14 protein-coding genes are annotated in these 17,518 nt (G+C 69.9%); 5 read left to right on the forward strand and 9 right to left on the reverse strand.

The window, feature by feature from the left end:
• Positions 1 to 114: 114 nt before the first annotated feature.
• From ACWDSJ_RS08075 to sucC, 3 genes are all read right to left on the reverse strand, one after another.
• Positions 115 to 1,245 (reverse strand): DUF5336 domain-containing protein, encoded by a 1,131-nt coding sequence (locus ACWDSJ_RS08075; protein ID WP_450030135.1) that lies wholly within the window; start codon positions 1,243 to 1,245, stop codon positions 115 to 117.
• Between the two features lie 299 nt (positions 1,246 to 1,544).
• Positions 1,545 to 2,459 carry a succinate--CoA ligase subunit alpha gene (gene sucD, locus ACWDSJ_RS08080; protein WP_450030137.1) on the reverse strand — a complete coding sequence of 305 codons (915 nt, stop codon included), beginning with the start codon at positions 2,457 to 2,459 and terminating at the stop codon, positions 1,545 to 1,547.
• Positions 2,460 to 2,472: 13 nt separating this feature from the next.
• Complete coding sequence (sucC, locus tag ACWDSJ_RS08085; RefSeq protein WP_450030139.1) at positions 2,473 to 3,639, reverse strand: ADP-forming succinate--CoA ligase subunit beta; 1,167 nt, start codon at positions 3,637 to 3,639, stop codon at positions 2,473 to 2,475.
• 529 nt (positions 3,640 to 4,168) lie between these two features.
• On the opposite strand from sucC, the gene ACWDSJ_RS08090 reads away from it, so the two are divergent.
• Positions 4,169 to 5,284 (forward strand): M23 family metallopeptidase, encoded by a 1,116-nt coding sequence (locus tag ACWDSJ_RS08090; RefSeq protein ID WP_450030141.1) that lies wholly within the window; start codon positions 4,169 to 4,171, stop codon positions 5,282 to 5,284.
• A 60-nt stretch (positions 5,285 to 5,344) separates the two neighbouring features.
• Here ACWDSJ_RS08090 and pcrA read toward each other — a convergent pair whose 3' ends face one another.
• The gene (gene pcrA / locus ACWDSJ_RS08095) at positions 5,345 to 7,873 is read right to left on the reverse strand and encodes a DNA helicase PcrA (protein ID WP_450030143.1); all 2,529 of its coding nucleotides are present in this window, start codon (positions 7,871 to 7,873) and stop codon (positions 5,345 to 5,347) included.
• A gap of 303 nt (positions 7,874 to 8,176) precedes the next feature.
• On the opposite strand from pcrA, the gene ACWDSJ_RS08100 reads away from it, so the two are divergent.
• Positions 8,177 to 8,470 carry a chorismate mutase gene (locus tag ACWDSJ_RS08100; RefSeq protein ID WP_387359853.1) on the forward strand — a complete coding sequence of 98 codons (294 nt, stop codon included), beginning with the start codon at positions 8,177 to 8,179 and terminating at the stop codon, positions 8,468 to 8,470.
• A gap of 88 nt (positions 8,471 to 8,558) precedes the next feature.
• On the opposite strand, the gene ACWDSJ_RS08105 is transcribed toward ACWDSJ_RS08100, so the two are convergent.
• Positions 8,559 to 10,010: an NAD-dependent succinate-semialdehyde dehydrogenase gene (locus tag ACWDSJ_RS08105; RefSeq protein WP_450030146.1), complete on the reverse strand. Its 1,452-nt coding sequence runs from the start codon at positions 10,008 to 10,010 to the stop codon at positions 8,559 to 8,561.
• A gap of 73 nt (positions 10,011 to 10,083) precedes the next feature.
• Here ACWDSJ_RS08105 and pgi point away from each other — a divergent pair, with 73 nt between their 5' ends.
• Positions 10,084 to 11,721 (forward strand): glucose-6-phosphate isomerase, encoded by a 1,638-nt coding sequence (pgi, locus tag ACWDSJ_RS08110; RefSeq protein WP_450030148.1) that lies wholly within the window; start codon positions 10,084 to 10,086, stop codon positions 11,719 to 11,721.
• Here the strand turns inward: pgi and ACWDSJ_RS08115 are convergent.
• The 3 genes from ACWDSJ_RS08115 to ACWDSJ_RS08125 all read right to left on the reverse strand — a co-directional run bounded on the left by ACWDSJ_RS08115 (position 11,693) and on the right by ACWDSJ_RS08125 (position 15,019).
• Positions 11,693 to 12,724, reverse strand: coding sequence for an epimerase (locus tag ACWDSJ_RS08115; RefSeq protein WP_450030150.1), 1,032 nt, complete (start codon positions 12,722 to 12,724; stop codon positions 11,693 to 11,695). The two genes, pgi and ACWDSJ_RS08115, sit on opposite strands and share 29 nt — an antisense overlap.
• 69 nt (positions 12,725 to 12,793) lie before the next feature.
• On the reverse strand, positions 12,794 to 14,413 hold the full coding sequence (locus ACWDSJ_RS08120) for an acyl-CoA dehydrogenase family protein (protein ID WP_450030152.1): 1,620 nt from the start codon (positions 14,411 to 14,413) through the stop codon (positions 12,794 to 12,796).
• 9 nt (positions 14,414 to 14,422) lie between these two features.
• Positions 14,423 to 15,019, reverse strand: a complete 597-nt coding sequence (locus ACWDSJ_RS08125) for a TetR/AcrR family transcriptional regulator (RefSeq protein ID WP_387359843.1) — start codon at positions 15,017 to 15,019, stop codon at positions 14,423 to 14,425.
• A gap of 105 nt (positions 15,020 to 15,124) precedes the next feature.
• Here ACWDSJ_RS08125 and ACWDSJ_RS08130 point away from each other — a divergent pair, with 105 nt between their 5' ends.
• Both ACWDSJ_RS08130 and ACWDSJ_RS08135 read left to right on the forward strand, forming a co-directional pair.
• On the forward strand, positions 15,125 to 15,892 hold the full coding sequence (locus ACWDSJ_RS08130) for a crotonase/enoyl-CoA hydratase family protein (protein WP_450030154.1): 768 nt from the start codon (positions 15,125 to 15,127) through the stop codon (positions 15,890 to 15,892).
• Between the two features lie 106 nt (positions 15,893 to 15,998).
• Positions 15,999 to 17,228: a hypothetical protein gene (locus tag ACWDSJ_RS08135; protein WP_450030156.1), complete on the forward strand. Its 1,230-nt coding sequence runs from the start codon at positions 15,999 to 16,001 to the stop codon at positions 17,226 to 17,228.
• Here ACWDSJ_RS08135 and ACWDSJ_RS08140 read toward each other — a convergent pair whose 3' ends face one another.
• Positions 17,229 to 17,516, reverse strand: coding sequence for a hypothetical protein (locus ACWDSJ_RS08140; protein ID WP_450030158.1), 288 nt, complete (start codon positions 17,514 to 17,516; stop codon positions 17,229 to 17,231).
• Between the last annotated feature and the right edge of the window lie 2 nt (positions 17,517 to 17,518).

Consider the following 17,518-nt stretch of genomic DNA (forward strand, 5'->3'; position numbering starts at 1 on the left):
GCGGCCCTCCCTCCGGTCCCGCGCTCGCCCACGGTCATTCAGGGTGACAGGTCGACGCGCGTCGGCGAGTCAGGCGCGCCGCGAAGGCCGCGCCCGACTCGCCGACGTCAGCGATTACTTGTCGTCCTCGGGGCGGAACGCCTTGGTGGCGTCCGCGGCCGGGTTGGCGTTCTGCTCGCCGCCGAACGGGCTCGCCTGCCCGCTCTGCGCCTGGCCCTGACCCGGCTGACCGGGCTGGGCGGACTGGCCGTAAGACGGGGTGCCGTACTGCTGGCCCGACTGGGTCGCGCCGAAGTGCTGCGTGGCGCTCTCGTCACCCGCGGGCTGCTGCTGCGGCCGCTGCTGCTGCTGTTGTTGTTGTTGCTGCTGGCCGTACGCCTGCGGGCCGGTCTGACCGTAGGACGGCTGCTGGGTCTGCCCGTACTGCTGGGTCTGGCCGTACTGCTGCTGCCCGTACTGCTGCTGGCCGTAGGACGGCTGCTGGGTCTGGCCGTACTGGCCGTAGGCCGACTGCTGACCCGCCGCCTGCTGCCCGTAGCCGGGCTGCTGGCCGTACTGACCGTAGGCCGCCGGGGTCTGCTGGCCCTGGCCGAACTGCTGCTGGGCGGGCTGGCTCTGCTGCTGGCCGTAGGACTGCTGGCCGAAACCGCCGCTCTGCGCGCCGAATCCGCTCTGCGCGGCGGCGGGCTTGGGCGCGGGCGGGCTGAGCACGCCCGACTCGAACAGCACCGCGACCACGGCCGCCGCGGTCTGGACCAGGCTCAGGAACAGCACGACCCAGGCGCCCCAGGCCAGGCTGTACCCGTCACCGAGGCTGAGCGACTGGAACAGCAGGCCGAGGAAGCCCGCACCGGCCGCCGCCGCGGCCGCGCCCACCCAGTTCTGCTTGGGCAGCAGCGACAGCCCGGCGAGCAGGCCGCCGAGCAGCAGCAGCGCCAGCAGCGGGGAGATCCCTCCGGCCTTGAAGAAGTTGGCGGTGGTCTCCGGAATGCGCAGGCCCAGTGAGCCGCCGTCGCCCGGCTTGAACGTCGCGTACGCGGTGAAGCCCAGCAGGAAGTTGATGACGCCCAGCGCGGCGACGCCGACGGTCAGATAGAACGGCAGGCCCTTGGCACTCGGGCCACTCGCGGCACTCGCGGCGCTCGGGCTCGCGGGCGCGGATCCAGCGCCGGAACCGTAATTGGGCGCGGACGAGGGCGTCGAGTTGGGTGCGTTGTACCCGGAGCCCCCGGTCGGGTAAGACATGGCGTCGTCTCCTAACGAGTCCTTCATGGTCTACACGGCTGGATGCCCTCTCGACGCTACTGCACTCGGGCGTTCCGGTCACGATTGCGCGAACCCGGTGAACCCGTCCGCCGTCCGCGTCGTGATGCGGTCGAGAGGAATGGAGGTAGCCATGGATCTTTCCGAAGTCTTCTGCACGGTCGTGCGGACGCTGGGATTGTGCCACTTGTTCCCGGCGCCCTGATGGTCCGCCGGAACGCCCACGACGGCGAAGGCCGCCTCCGACGGAGGCGGCCTTCTTCTCTCACGACATCGGCGAATTACGCGTTGACCGCGGCCTTTTCGAGGATCTCCCGCGCGAGGGCGGCGGTCTCGGACGGCGTCTTGCCGACCTTGACGCCCGCGGCCTCGAGCGCGTCCTTCTTGGCCGCGGCGGTGCCCGAGGAGCCGGAGACGATGGCGCCCGCGTGGCCCATGGTCTTGCCCTCGGGGGCGGTGAAGCCCGCGACGTAGCCGACGACCGGCTTGGTGACATTGGCCTTGATGTAGGCCGCGGCCCGCTCCTCGGCGTCGCCGCCGATCTCACCGATCATGACGATCAGCTTGGTCTCGGGGTCCTTCTCGAACGCCTCGATGGCGTCGATGTGGGTGGTGCCGATGACCGGGTCGCCGCCGATGCCGATGGAGGTCGAGAAGCCGAAATCGCGCAGCTCGTACATCATCTGGTAGGTCAGCGTGCCGGACTTGGACACCAGGCCGATCGGGCCCTTGCCGGTGATGTTGGCCGGGGTGATGCCGACCAGCGACTCGCCGGGGGTGATGATGCCGGGGCAGTTCGGGCCGATGATGCGGGTCTTGTTGCCCTTCTCCACGTTGTAGGCCCACGCGAAGGCGGTGTCCTGCACCGGGATTCCCTCGGTGATGACCACGAGCAGCGGGATCTCCGCGTCGATGGCCTCGATGATGGCGTCCTTGGCGAACTTCGGCGGCACGAAGACGATCGACACGTCGGCGCCGGTCTTCTCGATCGCCTCGGAAACCGAAGCGAACACGGGCAATTCGACGTCGCTGCCGTCCTTGGCGACGTGCGAGACGGTGGTCCCGGCCTTGCGCGCGTTCACGCCGCCGACGACCTGGGTGCCCGCCTTCAGCATCAGCGCGGTGTGCTTGGTGCCCTCGCCGCCGGTGATGCCCTGGACGATGACCTTGGAGTCCTTGTTCAGGAAGATAGACATTTCGGAATGTTCCTTACTTGGCCGCAGCCAGCTCGGCGGCCTTGTCGGCGCCTTCGTCCATTGTCTGCGCCAGCGTCACCAGCGGGTGGTTGGCGTCGGCGAGAATCTTGCGGCCCTCCTCGACGCGGTTGCCGTCGAGCCGGACCACCAGCGGCTTGTTGGCCTCGTCGCCCAGGATCTCCAGGGCCTTCACGATGCCGTTGGCCACGGCGTCACACGCGGTGATACCGCCGAACACGTTCACGAACACGCTCTTGACCTGCGCGTCGTTCAGGATGACGTCCAGACCGTTGGCCATCACCTCGGCCGACGCGCCGCCGCCGATGTCCAGGAAGTTGGCGGGCTTGACGCCGTTGTGGTTCTCGCCCGCGTAGGCGACGACGTCCAGGGTCGACATGACCAGGCCCGCGCCGTTGCCGATGATGCCGACCTCGCCGTCGAGCTTGACGTAGTTGAGGTCGTTCTCCTTGGCCTTGAGCTCCAGCGGATCGGTGGCGTCGCGGTCCGCGAACTCGGCGTGATCGGGGTGCCGGAACGAGGCGTTCTCGTCCAGGGTGACCTTGCCGTCGAGGGCCAGGATCTCGTTCTCGGGGGTGCGGACCAGCGGGTTGACCTCGACCAGGGTGGCGTCCTCGTTGACGAAGACCTCCCACAGCTTCTGGATGGTCACCGCGGCGGCGTCCAGCACGTCGGCGGGCAGATGGCCCTGCTCGGCGATGGACCGGGCGAACGCCAGATCCACGCCCTCGACCGCGTCGACGGGAACCTTGGCCAGCCGGTCCGGCTTGGTGGCGGCGACCTCTTCGATCTCCATACCGCCCTCGACCGAGCACATGGCCAGGTAGGTGCGGTTGGCGCGATCGAGCAGGAAGGAGATGTAGTACTCCTCGGCGATGTCCTTCGCCTCGGCGACCAGGATCTTCTTGGTGATGTGGCCCTTGATGTCCAGGCCCAGGATGTTGGACGCGTGCGTGAAGGCGTCCTCCGGGGTCGCGGCGTACTTGACGCCACCGGCCTTGCCGCGGCCACCGACCTTGACCTGCGACTTGATCATCACAGGCTTACCGATTTCGGTCGCGATCGCACGGGCGTCCTCGGCCGAGTCCGTGACCCGGCCTTCCGACGAAGGCACTCCGTGCTTCACGAAGAGCTCCTTCGCCTGATATTCGAAGAGATCCATGTACTCACCGTCTCGTCTGCGTTGTTGTGACAACGACTTTGTTGGTGGCCCGTCGTCGGAGGGGGCTCGGGTCGGACTCTAACCAGTCACAGTGAGGCGAAATCAGCCGCATACAGCCTAAGTGGCGCAGGTCACGACCCCGCATCCGGTCGCCAAAACCCCTGGCCAAGCCTACTCGCGAGTAGCTTCCGGGCGAGCGGCGAGCGAGCGGGCGCGCGAGTATTTTCGGGGGGAATCGCCGACGGCGATGCGTCGTGGATTACCCGGCAGCACAGATCCGTATTCCGCGCTGTTACCGTGATCAATCTCACATGTTTGGACAGAACGGCCGCAGCGCTTGCCCGGTTGCAATCGTTTCGTTACCGTCGATGCGGTCGATGTCACAACACGGTCACGACCTCGAGGTCGGGGACTAAGGAGGGACGGCAGGCTTGTTGCAGCACAGCGCTCCGCAGGTGGCGAGCCGCTCATCTCTGTCGTCGATTGCCCCGTCGTCCATTCGTTCCCCGCGCGAACCGGAACATCAGCGATGAGCAGCAGTCCTTTCCAGCACAGTCATCGCGCGCAGTCGGCCGGACGTTATCGACCGGAGAGCGATACCTTCGGCACCCATCCGTACTTCGGCGACGCGGGCTCCTTCGGCGGATACGCCCCGCCGCAACCCGATCCGGCCGACGCGTGGCGGCAGTCCGACGCCCGCGACTGGAACGACGTGGACACCGGCCAGTGGGATTCGGTCGAGAACTCCTGGGACGCGGGCGAGACCGACGACCAGTGGGACGCCTGGGATTCCCACGACGCGGACGACGACCACGACGACCACCCCGACCCGGGCCGCCCGTTCACCCTGGCCCGGCTGAAAGACGCCTGGCCGCAACGGGATTCGCGCCCCGATCGGTCCACCCCCCGGCGCCCCGGCGCCCATCGCATGCCCGCTCCCCCGGCCGCCCTCAAGGGTCGCGCGGCCGTCGTGGCCGTCGCCGCGGGCGCGGTCGTCGCCGCCGGACAGGCCGGAATGGCCTCGGGCGAGAAGCAGCACACCGCCACCGCCGACTACGAGGCCGCCGGGCAGGTGCACGAGATCGCCGCCCAGGCCGTCAGCACCGACGCCCCGGGCACCTCGGCCTCCCCCCAGATCCTCAACGCGGCCCCGGTCGCGGACCTGAGCCAGTTCCAGGACATCCTGGCCCACGGCCAGCAGTACGCCGCCGAACTCGCCGCCCAGGAGGCCGCCAAGCTGCGGCCGCTGTTCTCCAAATTCGCCAATGGCACATTCACCTCGGGCTTCGGCAGCCGGTGGGGCGTGCAGCATCTCGGCGTCGACATCGCCGCCCCCATCGGCACCCCGATCTACGCGGTCGAGGACGGCACGGTCATCGACGCCGGGCCCGCCTCCGGCTTCGGCATGTGGGTGCGGCTGCGCCACGACGACGGCACCATCACCGTCTACGGCCACGTCGACACCACCACGGTCTCCGTCGGCCAACGCGTCATGGCGGGCGACCAGATCGCCACCGTCGGCAACCGCGGCTTCTCCACCGGCCCCCACTGCCACTTCGAGGTCTGGCTCAACGGCAGCGACAAGATCGACCCCCTCCCCTGGCTCGCCTCCCGCGGCATCTCGTTGGGCCCCGAACGGGACTGAGTGCGCCTCGCACTCAACTGAAGCCGGGCCCCGAGCGCACGCTCCCCGGGGCCCTCGGCGCTACAGCTTCACCAGCGTCCGGCTGTACTGGGGGATCAGGCGGATCTTTCCGGCTGTGCCGAAGTCGATGGTCACCGTGGCGAGGGAGCCGAAGCCCTCGGCCGCGATCACCCGGCCCAGGCCGTACTTGTCGTCGCTGACCCGGTCGCCCACGGCCAGTACGAGATCCGTGTTGTTGCGCTTGCCCGCGCCGCCCGGGGCGGGGCGGCGGGGGCCGCGGTCGCCGCGCAGGCCGGGGCGCTGATCGGACCAGCCGTCGCCGCGGGTCCAGTCGCGCTCGAGGCCCTCGTCCTCGCCGCGGCGCCGGAAGCCGCGCGCCTGGGGCGAATTCGCGGGTTCGAGCCGCTGCCAATCCACCAGGTGGCCCGGAATCTCTTGCAGGAAGCGCGATTCCGGGTTCGACACCGGCTGCCCCCAGCCGGAGCGGACCACCGCGCGGGTGAGATACAGCCGCCGCCGGGCGCGGGTGATGCCCACGTAGGCGAGGCGGCGCTCCTCGGCCAGTTCGGCCGGATCGCCGAGCGCGCGCATGTGCGGGAACTGCCCGTCCTCCCAGCCGGTCACGAACACCACCGGGAACTCCAGGCCCTTGGCCGTGTGCAGGGTCATCAGCGTGACCACGCCCGCGCCCTCGTCGGGGATCTGATCGGTGTCGGCCACCAGCGACACCCGCTCCAGGAACGCCGCCAGCGACCCCGGCTCCGGCTCGCCCTCGCCGACCTCGGGCACCAGTCCCTCGGCGCGCGCGGCCTCCACGTTGTTGCGCGCCTCGGAGCTGAATTCCCGTGCGACGCTGACCAATTCGTTGAGGTTGTCCAGTCGCGCGCCGTCCTGCGGATCGTCGGAGGACTCCAGCTCCAGCCGGTAGCCGGTCTTGTCCAGCACGGCCTCCACCACCGAACCCACGTCCGGGAACTCCAGATCCTCCTGCACGCCCGCCGCGCGGATCTCGTCGAGCAGGTCCAGGAAGCCCGAGATCGCCCGCTGCGCACGGGTGTTCAGCAACGCGACCTTGCCGTCCGCGGCCTCCCGCAGGGCCTGGGCGAAGCCGACGCCGCGCTGTTCGGCGTGCACGGCCACGCACGCCTCGGCGCGGTCGCCGATGCCGCGGCGCGGTGTGTTCAGGATGCGGCGCAGGCTCACCGCGTCGTCCGGATTCTCCAGCACGCGCAGGTAGGCCACGATGTCGCGGACCTCCTTGCGCTCGTAGAAGCGCACCCCGCCGACCACCTTGTACGGCAGCCCCATTCGGATGAAGATCTCCTCCAGCGCGCGGGAGTTGTTGTTGGTGCGGTAGAACACCGCCACATCGCCGTAGTTGTAGTCGCCCTGGTCGACCAGCCGGTCGATCTCGCGGGCCACGAACGACGCCTCGTCGTGCTCGTTGTCGGCGACGTAGCCGACGATCAGATCGCCCTCGCCCGCGTCGGTCCACAGCTTCTTCTCCCGGCGGCCCTCGTTGCGCGAGATCAGCGCGTTGGCCGCGGACAGGATGTGCTGGGTGGAGCGGTAATTCTGTTCCAGCAGAATGATTTCCGCGTCCGGGAAGTCGCGCTCGAACTCCTCGATGTTGCGGATGGTCGCGCCGCGGAAGGCGTAGATGGACTGGTCGGCGTCGCCCACCACGCACAGCTCGCTCGGCGGCACCGCCTCGCGCCCGGCCGGGGTGAACTCCGGATCGGCCGCGGCCGCGCCCGCGTCGGTGTCGTCGAGGGCCGCGTGGTGGCCCACCAGTTCGCGCACGAGCACGTACTGCGCGTGGTTGGTGTCCTGGTACTCGTCGACCAGGACGTGCCGGAAGCGGCGGCGGTAGTACTCGGCGACCTGGGGGTGGTTCTGCAACAGCGCGACCGTCTCGCCGATCAGATCGTCGAAGTCCAGGGCGTTGGCCGCGCGCAGCCGCCGCTGGTACTCGGTGTAGACCTGCGCGACGATGCGGGGCAGTTCGGACTCGTCGGATTCCGCGTCCGCCGTGGCGGTTTCGGGATCGATGAGCTCGTTCTTGAGATTGGAGATGGCGGTGGCCAGCAGGCGCGGCGAGTACTTCTTGGCGTCCAGATCCAGATCGCGGCCGACCATGGCCAGCAGGCGACGGGAGTCGTCGGCGTCGTAGATGGAGAAGTTGGAGTTCAGGCCGGGCAGCAGGGCGGCCTGGGTGCGCAGGATGCGCACGCAGCTGGAGTGGAAGGTCGACACCCACATGGCGGCCGCGCGCGGGCCGACCAGACCGGCGACGCGCTCGCGCATCTCGGCCGCGGCCTTGTTGGTGAACGTGATGGCCAGGATCTGCCCGGGGGTGACCCCGCGCGCGTCCAGCAGGTAGGCGATGCGACGGGTCAGCACGGCCGTCTTGCCCGAGCCCGCGCCCGCCACGATCAGCAGCGGGGAACCCGTGTGCAGGACGGCGGCCCGCTGCTGCGGGTTGAGCCCCGCCAGCAGGCGCTCGGCCGCGCTCTCGCCGTCCCGGTCGTCTCGCCCCTTGTCGCGCGCGCGTGCGCCGCGTGCCCTGTCAGCCACCGTGGTATCCATCGCCCATCAACGCTACCGGCGGGCACCGACACGGATGTAGTCCCGGCTCGTTCTCAGCCGCCTCTCAACTGAAAATGTTTTGCTTCGTTTGGACCCCGTGGCAGACTGGCCACATGACCAGCGCTCACGCGACCTCTGCAATCGGGGCGGTTACTGGCAATCTTGATCACCGATCGTGCACCTGAGTGCACAATCGTCGGGGGACAATGAAAGGCCCACCGGGTCTGATTCACGGTGAAAGAACCGATCGGTAACGGGTCGGGGCCGCCTGCCGATCGAGTTTCTGACACGAGGAGAGAAAGTATGAGCACCTCTACGACCGCGACCGGGTCGGATTCCGCGCTGCCCAGCAGCGAGGCGGAGATCGACAAGCTCCGCAAGGAAATCGACCGGCTCGACGCAGAGATCCTCGCCGCCATCAAGCGGCGCACCGAGATTTCCCGCATGATCGGCCGCACCCGCATGGCCAACGGCGGCCCCCGCCTGGTTCACTCCCGCGAGATGAAGGTGCTGGAGCGCTTCAGCGAACTGGGCCAGGAAGGCCACACGCTGGCCATGCTGCTGCTGCGGCTGGGCCGCGGCCGACTCGGTCACTGACCGACCCACAGACCACGCGGCGTTCATCGAGCGGCGCGACCTCGAGGCCGCCCCGGGTGTTCCGACCCCGGGGCGGCCCCTTTTCGTCTCACTGGAGGGCGATGTACTTCGTGGACAGGTACTCCTCGATGCCCTCGAAGCCGCCCTCGCGCCCGAACCCGGACTCCTTGACCCCGCCGAAGGGCGCGGCCGGATCGGAGATCACACCGCGATTGACGCCGACCATGCCGCTCTCGAGTCCCTCGGCGACGCGCAGGGCGCGGTTCAGGTCGCGGGTGTAAATGTATGCGACCAAACCGAATTCGGTGTCGTTGGCGGCGGCCAGGCCCTCCTCCTCGGTGTCGAACCCGACGATGGGAGCGACCGGGCCGAACACCTCCTCGCGCAGGATGCGCGCGTCGGCGGGCACGTCGGTGAGGATGGTCGCCGGGTAGAAGTACCCGGGCCCGCTCTCGGCCTTGCCGCCGAGGCGCGCGGTGGCGCCCTTGCCGACGGCGTCGTCGACGAGTTCGGTGACCGTGCTGAGCTGTTCGTCGTTGATCAGCGGGCCGAGCGTCGTCTCCGGGTCCGCGCCCGCGCCGAGGCGCACCTTGCGCATGGCCGCGGCGAACTTCTCGGTGAACTCCGCGCGGACCGCGTTGTGCACGTGGAAGCGGTTGGCCGCGGTGCACGCCTCGCCGCCGTTGCGCAGTTTGGCCAGCATCGCGCCCTCGACGGCCGCGTCGATGTCGGCGTCGTCGAACACCACGAACGGCGCGTTGCCGCCGAGTTCCATCGAGGTGCGCAGCAGCTTGTTCGCCGACTTCTCCACCAGCTTCTTGCCGACCGCGGTCGAACCGGTGAAGGTGAGTTTGCGCAGCCGCGAATCCTCGAGCAGCGGTTCGGTCACCGCCGAGGACCGGCTGCTGGTGATCACCGACAGCACGCCGTCGGGCAGTCCGGCCTCGGAACACAGCTTCGCCAGGTAGAGCATGGTCAGCGGGGTGGCCGAGGCGGGTTTGACGATCATCGTGCAGCCCGCGGCCAGGGCCGGGCCGATCTTGCGAGTTCCCATGGCCAGCGGGAAGTTCCACGGGGTGATGGCCAGGCACGGCCCGACCGGCTGCTTGTGCACCACGATGCGGCCGGTGCCGGTGGGCGCGGTCTGGTAGCGGCCGTGCACGCGCACGGCCTCCTCGGAGAACCAGCGGAAGAACTCGGCACCGTAACGGACCTCGTTGCGGCTCTCCGGCAGCGCCTTGCCCATCTCGAGGGTCATCAGCAGCGCGAACTCCTCGGTGCGCGCGACGATGGCCTCGTAGACCGCGCGCAGGATCTCCCCGCGTTCGCGGGCGGGCGTGGCGGCCCACTGCTGCTGCACCGCCACGGCCGCGTCCAGGGCGCGCACGGCGTCCTCGGGCGTGGCGTCGGCGACGTGGGTGAGCGGTTCGCCGGTGGCCGGATTCTCGACCGGGAAGGTGGCGCCGCCGGTGGCGGCCACCGGCCCGCCGATCCAGAGCTGCGTGGGAACGGATGCGAGGAGTTCGGTTTCGGACACCATGAATCCAGCCTAGGCCGGACCGCGGCGCGCGGGTGGCTGCACACGAGCGCCGCCCACGGTAATCTCGGCACACGTGAGCAGCGACATCACCGCGACGGCGGCCTGGCGGAAACTGCACGATCATCATTCGGCCGTGGCCGAGCGCCATCTGCGCGATCTGTTCGCCGACGATCCCGACCGCGGCCGCGAGCTGACCCTGCGGGTGGCGGATCTGCACATCGACTACAGCAAGCACCGCGTCACCCGCGAAACCCTCGATCTGCTGGTGCAATTGGCGGAGGCGGCCGATGTCGCGGGCCGCCGGGACGCCATGTTCGCGGGCGCGCACATCAACACCTCCGAGGACCGCGCGGTCGGCCATGTCGCGCTGCGCCTGCCACCGGGCGAGTCGATGACCATCGACGGCGCGGACGCGGGCGCCGAGGTGCACGAGGTGCTGCGCCGGATGGGCGAGTTCACCGACGCGCTGCGGTCCGGCGAGTGGCGGGGCGCGACCGGCGAGCGCATCCACACGGTGGTCAACATCGGCATCGGCGGTTCGGATCTGGGTCCGGTCATGGTGCATCAGGCGTTGCGGCACTACGCCGACGCGGGCGTCGCGGCGCGGTTCGTATCCAATATCGACCCCGCGGATCTGATCGCGAAACTCGACGGCCTCAATCCAGCGACCACGCTGTTCATCGTTGCGTCCAAGACGTTTTCGACGCTGGAGACGCTCACCAACGCGACCGCCGCGCGGCGCTGGCTGACCGCCGCGCTCGGTGAGGACGCGGTCGCCAAGCATTTCGTCGCGGTGTCCACCAATGCCGAGCGGGTGTCGGAGTTCGGCATCGACACCGCCAATATGTTCGGCTTCTGGGACTGGGTCGGCGGCCGCTATTCGGTGGATTCGGCGATCGGCCTGTCGGTGATGGCGACCATCGGCAAGGAGCGCTTCGCGGAGTTCCTGGCCGGAATGCACGCCGTCGACGAGCACTTCCGCACCGCGCCGCTGGCCGCGAACGCGCCGGTGCTGCTGGGGCTGCTCGGCGTCTGGTATTCGAACTTCTTCGGCGCGGAATCCCGTGTGGTCCTGCCGTATTCGAACGATCTGGCGCGTTTCCCCGCGTACCTGCAGCAGTTGACGATGGAGTCCAACGGCAAGTCGGTGCGCGCGGACGGCACCCCGGTGACCACGTCGACGGGCGAGATCTTCTGGGGTGAGCCCGGCACCAACGGCCAGCACGCCTTCTATCAGCTGCTGCACCAGGGCACCCGCCTGATCCCCGCCGACTTCATCGGATTCGCCCGTCCCACCGACGATCTCGCGACCCGCGACGGCACGGGCAGCATGCACGACGTGCTGATGAGCAATCTGTTCGCGCAGACCAAGGTGCTCGCCTTCGGCAAGTCCGCCGAGGAGATCGCCGCCGAGGGCACCGCGCCGGAATTGGTGCCGCACAAGGTCATGCCCGGAAATCGCCCCAGCACAACGATTCTCGCGCCGCTGCTCACTCCCTCGGTGGTGGGTCAGCTGATCGCGCTGTACGAACATCAGGTGTTCGTGGAGGGCACGATCTGGGGCATCGACAGCTTCGATCAGTGGGGTGTGGAGCTGGGCAAGCAACAGGCCCTGGAGCTGGAGCCGCTGCTCACCTCCGCCGAAGACCCCGCCCCCCAATCGGATTCGTCCACCGACGCCCTCATCCGCTGGTACCGCGCGAACCGCTGACCGCGCCGCCCAGCAGCTCGGTGAGCGCCTCGTCCAGCGTCGGGTAGCGGAAGCGGAAACCGCTGCTGGGCAATATCTCCGAGGTATGGCGGCCGGTGAGCCCCAGCGCCGGATCGGAGCGCAACAGCACCGCGCCGAGTCGCAGCACTCCGACCGGCGTCGGTGGCGCGGGTGGGCGACGCAGGTGGCGGCGCAGGGCCGCCATGAGTTCCCGGTTGCGCACGGGGTGATCGGTCGCGGCGACGAGGATTCCGTCGGGGAGGCGCACCTCGGGTTCCAGTCCGAGGGCGGCCCCGACGAGGGTGAGCCAGTCCGCGAGGTGGATCCAGCTGAACCACTGCTCGCCCCGGCCGATTCGGCCGCCCAGCCCGGCTCTCGTGAGCTGGACGAGACGTTTCAGCGCGGGCGCGTCGGGGTCCAGGACGATCGAGGTGCGCGGCACGATCCGGTGTGTCGCGTTCGCTCCCTCCGATGCCCGTTCCCAGGGCTCGGCGACCCCCGTCATCTGCGGCAGCCCGACGGGCAGCGGAGTCGTTTCGGTGCACCGGGTTTCGCCCGCGTCGGACCAGATGGCCGTCGTACTCGCCTGGACCCAGCGCTCGACGGGCCGGTCCAGGGTGTGCGACGCGGCCACCAGGGCGGCCGTGGGATCGACTCGGCTGGAACGCAATTCGGCGATATTCCGTTCGGTGGGCCGGCAGTCGACGAGCTTACCCGCGAGATTCACCACCGCCACCGGGCCGGGTTCGCGCAAGGTCTGCACCCAGTCCCCGAGCCCACGCCCGTCCCAGACCACTTGCGGGAAGGGCAGATTCGGATCCACCCGCCGCGTCAGGATGGTGACCGCATGCCCGCGGCAGGTCAGATCCGCCGCGATATTGCGTCCCAGCGCCCCGGCGCCGCCCGCGATGACGACCCGCAGCGCCCCCTCGTCCGGCTCGATCCCCGCCCGCCGCTCCCGCGGCATCGCCAGAAACTCCCGGTACGTCGTTGTACTCGCCATACCTCGATACAACCCCCGCCCCGCCCGCACGGGAAGCGTGTGCTTGCTCACCGGTCCGGCCCGAGGGCCCTACACGAACGCCCGCTCCAGGATCGCGTCCGTATCCACGCCCACCGGCAGCGTGCCGAAGGCGATGCCCCAGTCGCCGCCGAAACGGCTGGCGCAGAACGCGTCCGCGACGGCGGCGTGGCCGTGCCGGACCAGTTGAGCGCCCTGGAGCACCAGCGCCATCAGCTCGACCACCCGCCGGGCGCGGTATTCGATATCGGTGAGATCGGTGAGTTCCTTGCCGATCCGGTCGATGGCGTCGTCGAGGTGGTGGTTGGCGCCGCGGGCGAGGGAGACCTCGGTGAAGTACGCCTCGACGGTCTCGGGCTGACGGCCCATGGCGCGCAGGGCGTCCAGGGCCGCGACATTGCCCGAACCCTCCCAGATCGACATGAGCGGGGCCTCCCGATACAGCCGGGGCATACCCGACTCCTCGACATACCCGTTGCCGCCGAAGCATTCCAGCGCCTCGGCCGCGTGCATCGGCGCCCGCTTGCACACCCAGTACTTGGTGACGGCCAGGGCGATGCGGCGCAGCGCGGCCTCCGCGGGATCGGTCGAGGCGCGGTCGGTGGCCCCGGCCAGGCGCATCATGACCGTGGTCGCCGCCTCGGATTCGAGCACCAGGTCGGCGAGGACGTTGCGCATGCCGGGCTGATCGATCAGCGCCGCCCCGAACGCCTTGCGATGCCGCGCATGGTGCACGGCGTGGACCACCCCGGCCCGCATTCCGGTGGCCGATCCGATGACGCAGTCCAGGCGGGTCATGTTGACCATCTCGATGATGGTCTTCACCCCCGCGCCCTCCGCGCCGACCAGCCAGCCCACCGCGTCCTCGTACTCGATCTCCGAGGAGGCGTTGGACTTGTTGCCCAGCTTGTCCTTGAGCCGTTGCAGCCGAAGGGAATTGCGCGTGCCGTCCGGCAGCACCCGCGGCAGCAGGAAGCACGACAGCCCGCCCGGGGCCTGCGCGAGGGTGAGGAACATGTCCGACATGGGCGCGGAGGTGAACCACTTGTGGCCCACGATCCGGTAGCTGCCGTCGGGGCGCGGGGTGGCCGTGGTGGTGTTGGCCCGCACGTCGGAGCCGCCCTGCTTCTCGGTCATCGACATGCCCGCGATGAGCCCGGCCTTGGTCGAGGGCTCGCGCAGGCCGTAATCGTAGACGCGCGAGGCCAACAGCGGTTCGAACCGCTGCGACAACTCGCGGTTGTGCCGCAGCGCCGGAATCACCGCGTAGGTCATGGAGATCGGGCACATGTGGCCCGCGTCGGCGAAGCCCCAGGTGTAGAACTTGGCGGCGCGGGCGACGTGCGCGCCGGGACGGTCGTCGACCCAGGGCGAACCGTGCAGACCGTGCGCCACCGCGACTTCCATCAGCCGATGCCAGTGCGGATGGAACTCCACCTCGTCCACCCGATGCCCGTACCGGTCGTGGGTGCGCAGCACCGGCGGGTACTCGTTGGCCAGCCGCCCCCACTCCTGCGCCTCGAAACCGCCTGCGAGCGCGCCCAATTCGCGCACCTCCGGTTCGGCCCACCCCGCGCCCTCGCGGTGCAGGCCCTCGAGCAGCGCCGGATTGCGGGAGAAGTCGAACGGGACCAGCGGCGGAACCTGATTGAACACTTCGTGGGTGGGCATGCGGAGCTCCTATTCGTGCAGTCCCAGGGCGCGCAGCGCGAAGGCGACCAGTTCGGGGACCAGCGCCTCGCTCTGCAACGCCTCGGCGAGCGGTCCGACCAGGACCTCACCGATGGCGCCCACCAGGGCTGTGGCGCTGATCCGGGGATCCTGCGGGGGTAGTTCACCGGCGGCGACACCGGCCGCCACCGCGGATTCGAAGGTCTCGGCGAAGGCGCGCCGGAACCGTAGCCGCTCCGCGTCGACGGCCGCGTCCACGGGCTCGGCCAGCAGCACGTACGCCAGCTTCGGATTCTTCAGCGCGCGTCCGGCGAAGGTCTCCACCGCGGCGGTGACCCGCTCGACCGCGCCGCCCTCGGCCCCGGCCGCGGCGACCGCCGCCACCTCACCGGTGACGACGTCGCGGAACACGGCCGTGACCAATTCGGCCTTGCCGCTGAAGTTCTTGTAGACCGTGCCGGTGGCCACCCCGGCCTCGGCGGCGACCGCGGCCATGGACAACCCCGAAAACCCCTCGCGCGAGAGCACCTTGCGGGCGGCGTGCGTGATCACACCCGCCTGGGCGTCGAGCCGGGCCTGGACGGCCGGGGTTCTGCGGTAGGCCACGCAAGAAGTGAAGCACGAATTCATTTCTTGACGCAAGGGTGGGTTTACGTCGTATGGTCGAGCCCACGCAGGGTCCTGCCGATCAGGTCCGAAGGGGACGCAGTCATGAGCGTACGAATCGAGCGCACCGGCCCGGTGTGCACCGTCATCCTCGACCGGCCCGAGGCGCGCAACGCCGTCGACGGGCCGACCGCGGCGGCCCTGGCCGACGCGTTCCGCGAATTCGACGCCGATCCCGGCGCGGCGGTGGCGGTGCTGTGGGGCGCGGGCGGCACCTTCTGCGCGGGCGCGGACCTGAAATCCCTTGGGACGCAGCGTTCCAACCAGGTGAGCGAGGACGGCGACGGCCCGATGGGACCCACCCGGATGCGGCTGTCCAAACCGGTCGTCGCGGCCGTGTCGGGGTACGCGGTGGCGGGCGGGCTGGAGTTGGCGCTCTGGTGCGATCTGCGGGTCGCCGAGCAGGACGCCACCTTCGGCGTGTTCTGCCGCCGCTGGGGCGTGCCGCTCATCGACGGCGGCACGGTGCGGCTGCCGCGGATCGTCGGGGCGGGCCGGGCCATGGACATGATCCTCACCGGACGCGCGGTCGGCGCGCCCGAGGCGTTGCAGATGGGCCTGGTGAACCGAGTGGTGCCGCCGGGCGAATCCCGTTCTGCCGCAGAGGCGTTGGCCGCGGAACTGGCGGCCCTGCCGCAGACCTGCCTGCGGTCGGATCGACTGTCGGCGCTCGAGCAGTGGGGCCTGGACGAGGACGCCGCGATCGGCAACGAACTGCGCCACGGCATGACCGCGCTCGCCGACGCCGACGGCGCCCTGGCGGGTGCGCAGCGCTTCGCCTCGGGCGCGGGCCGCCACGGCAGCCGGGCCTGAGCCCTCGCGGGTGCTCGTTCGCACACCCCTGGCGTGCCGTCACCGAGAACGCGCTGACAATCGCCCGCGAAAGGGGCCACCGCGCCGATGATGGCACGATGACGGCATGGCGAATCGGCTGACCGTCGTCGACGAGATCTTCCTGCGTACCCACCGCGGCATGGGTACGCCGATCGCGCTGCAAGGTTTGTGGCGGACCGCCGACCGGGTGCATCCGGAATTGTTGCGGCAGTTGCATTCCGCGCTGCGGGTGGGACCGCTGGGGCGGCGGGTGGTGCGGCCCGGCGTGCCGGGCGCGCGACGGTACTGGCGGGCCAATGATCGCGCGTATCCGCTGGTGATCGCGCCGCGACCGCTGCGGCCGGAGGAGCTGTGGGAGTGGGCGGACGCGCAGGGTTTCGATCTGGATCCGGAGTTCGGGCCGGGTTGGCGGCTGGCGGCGGCGCGGCTGGCGGACAAGGGGTCGCTGATCAGCCTGACGTGTTCGCACGCGCTGGCGGACGGGCGCGGGTTGGTGATCGCGGTCGATCAGGCGTTACGCGGGCGAGGCGGCGCGGAAGTGGTTGCGCCGCAATCGGATTGGTCGGACGCGCGGCGGCAGTGGGCGACGGTGCTGGGCGGGACCGCGAAGGCGTTGCGGAGCGGAGTTCCGAAGCGGCCGAAGGGTTCTCCCTCGGTCGACGCGCGTCGGGCGGTCGGGCCGATGCCGAGCGCGGTGCTCCAGATCCCCGCCGCCGATTGGGAGTTGACGGCCGCCGCCCGGGGCGGCACGCCGAACAGCTTGTTCGTGCAGGTGGTGTCACACATGCTGTGGGACAGCGGTTTTCGATCCCCCGATATCGCGGCGAGCCTGCCCGTCGACACCCGGGCAGAGTCGCGGGTGGACAACGATATGGCGATGACCGAGATCACCGTTACCCGCGCGGACACCACCGCCTCGATTCGCGAGAAGTGCCGGGCAGCATACGAATACCGGATGTCGAGCCCCGGCGGCCTGCCCGAGGAGATCCTCCAGGTGCTGCCGGACCGGCTCGCCTACGCGCTCTCGCGCGGCGCGGGCGAGCGGGACATCCTGTGCTCCAATATCGGCGTGCTGCCCGCGTCGCTGTCCCGGCTCGGGCCGCATCGCTGCACCGGGGTCGCCGCGCGGGCCATCCATCCCGGGCTCACGGTCCTGCCGCGCACCCGGCTGTCGGCGTACCTGTCGCGCACCGCGCACACCTACACGCTGGCGCTGGTGAGCCTCGATCCCGAGCGGATCGACTCGCACGCGGCGCTGCGCGACCTCGCCACCGCCACCCTCACCGCCTTCGACCTGCCGAGCGCGGCATGGTGATCAGGGCCGCTGACCCTCTTCCCGTTTGACCTGCTCGAACATCTCCTCGAGCCGGACCTTGCGCGCGGCCGCGTTGGTGCCGTCGAGCTGACCGGCGAACGCGCGCTCGGCCTCCTCGACGAGCGCGGCGGGGACGTCCGGGTAGGCGCGCAGGATCTCCCAGAGCGCGGCCTCGGTCGTGCTGTCCAGGCCGGTGTCGGTGGACAGGCCGCCGCCGGTGCGGGCCGAGCGCAGTTCCTCGGCGAAGGCGCGGCGCAGCTCCTCTTCCGTGGGGGGATTCAGGCGCACGA

This window comes from Nocardia sp. NPDC003482 (assembly GCF_053588115.1).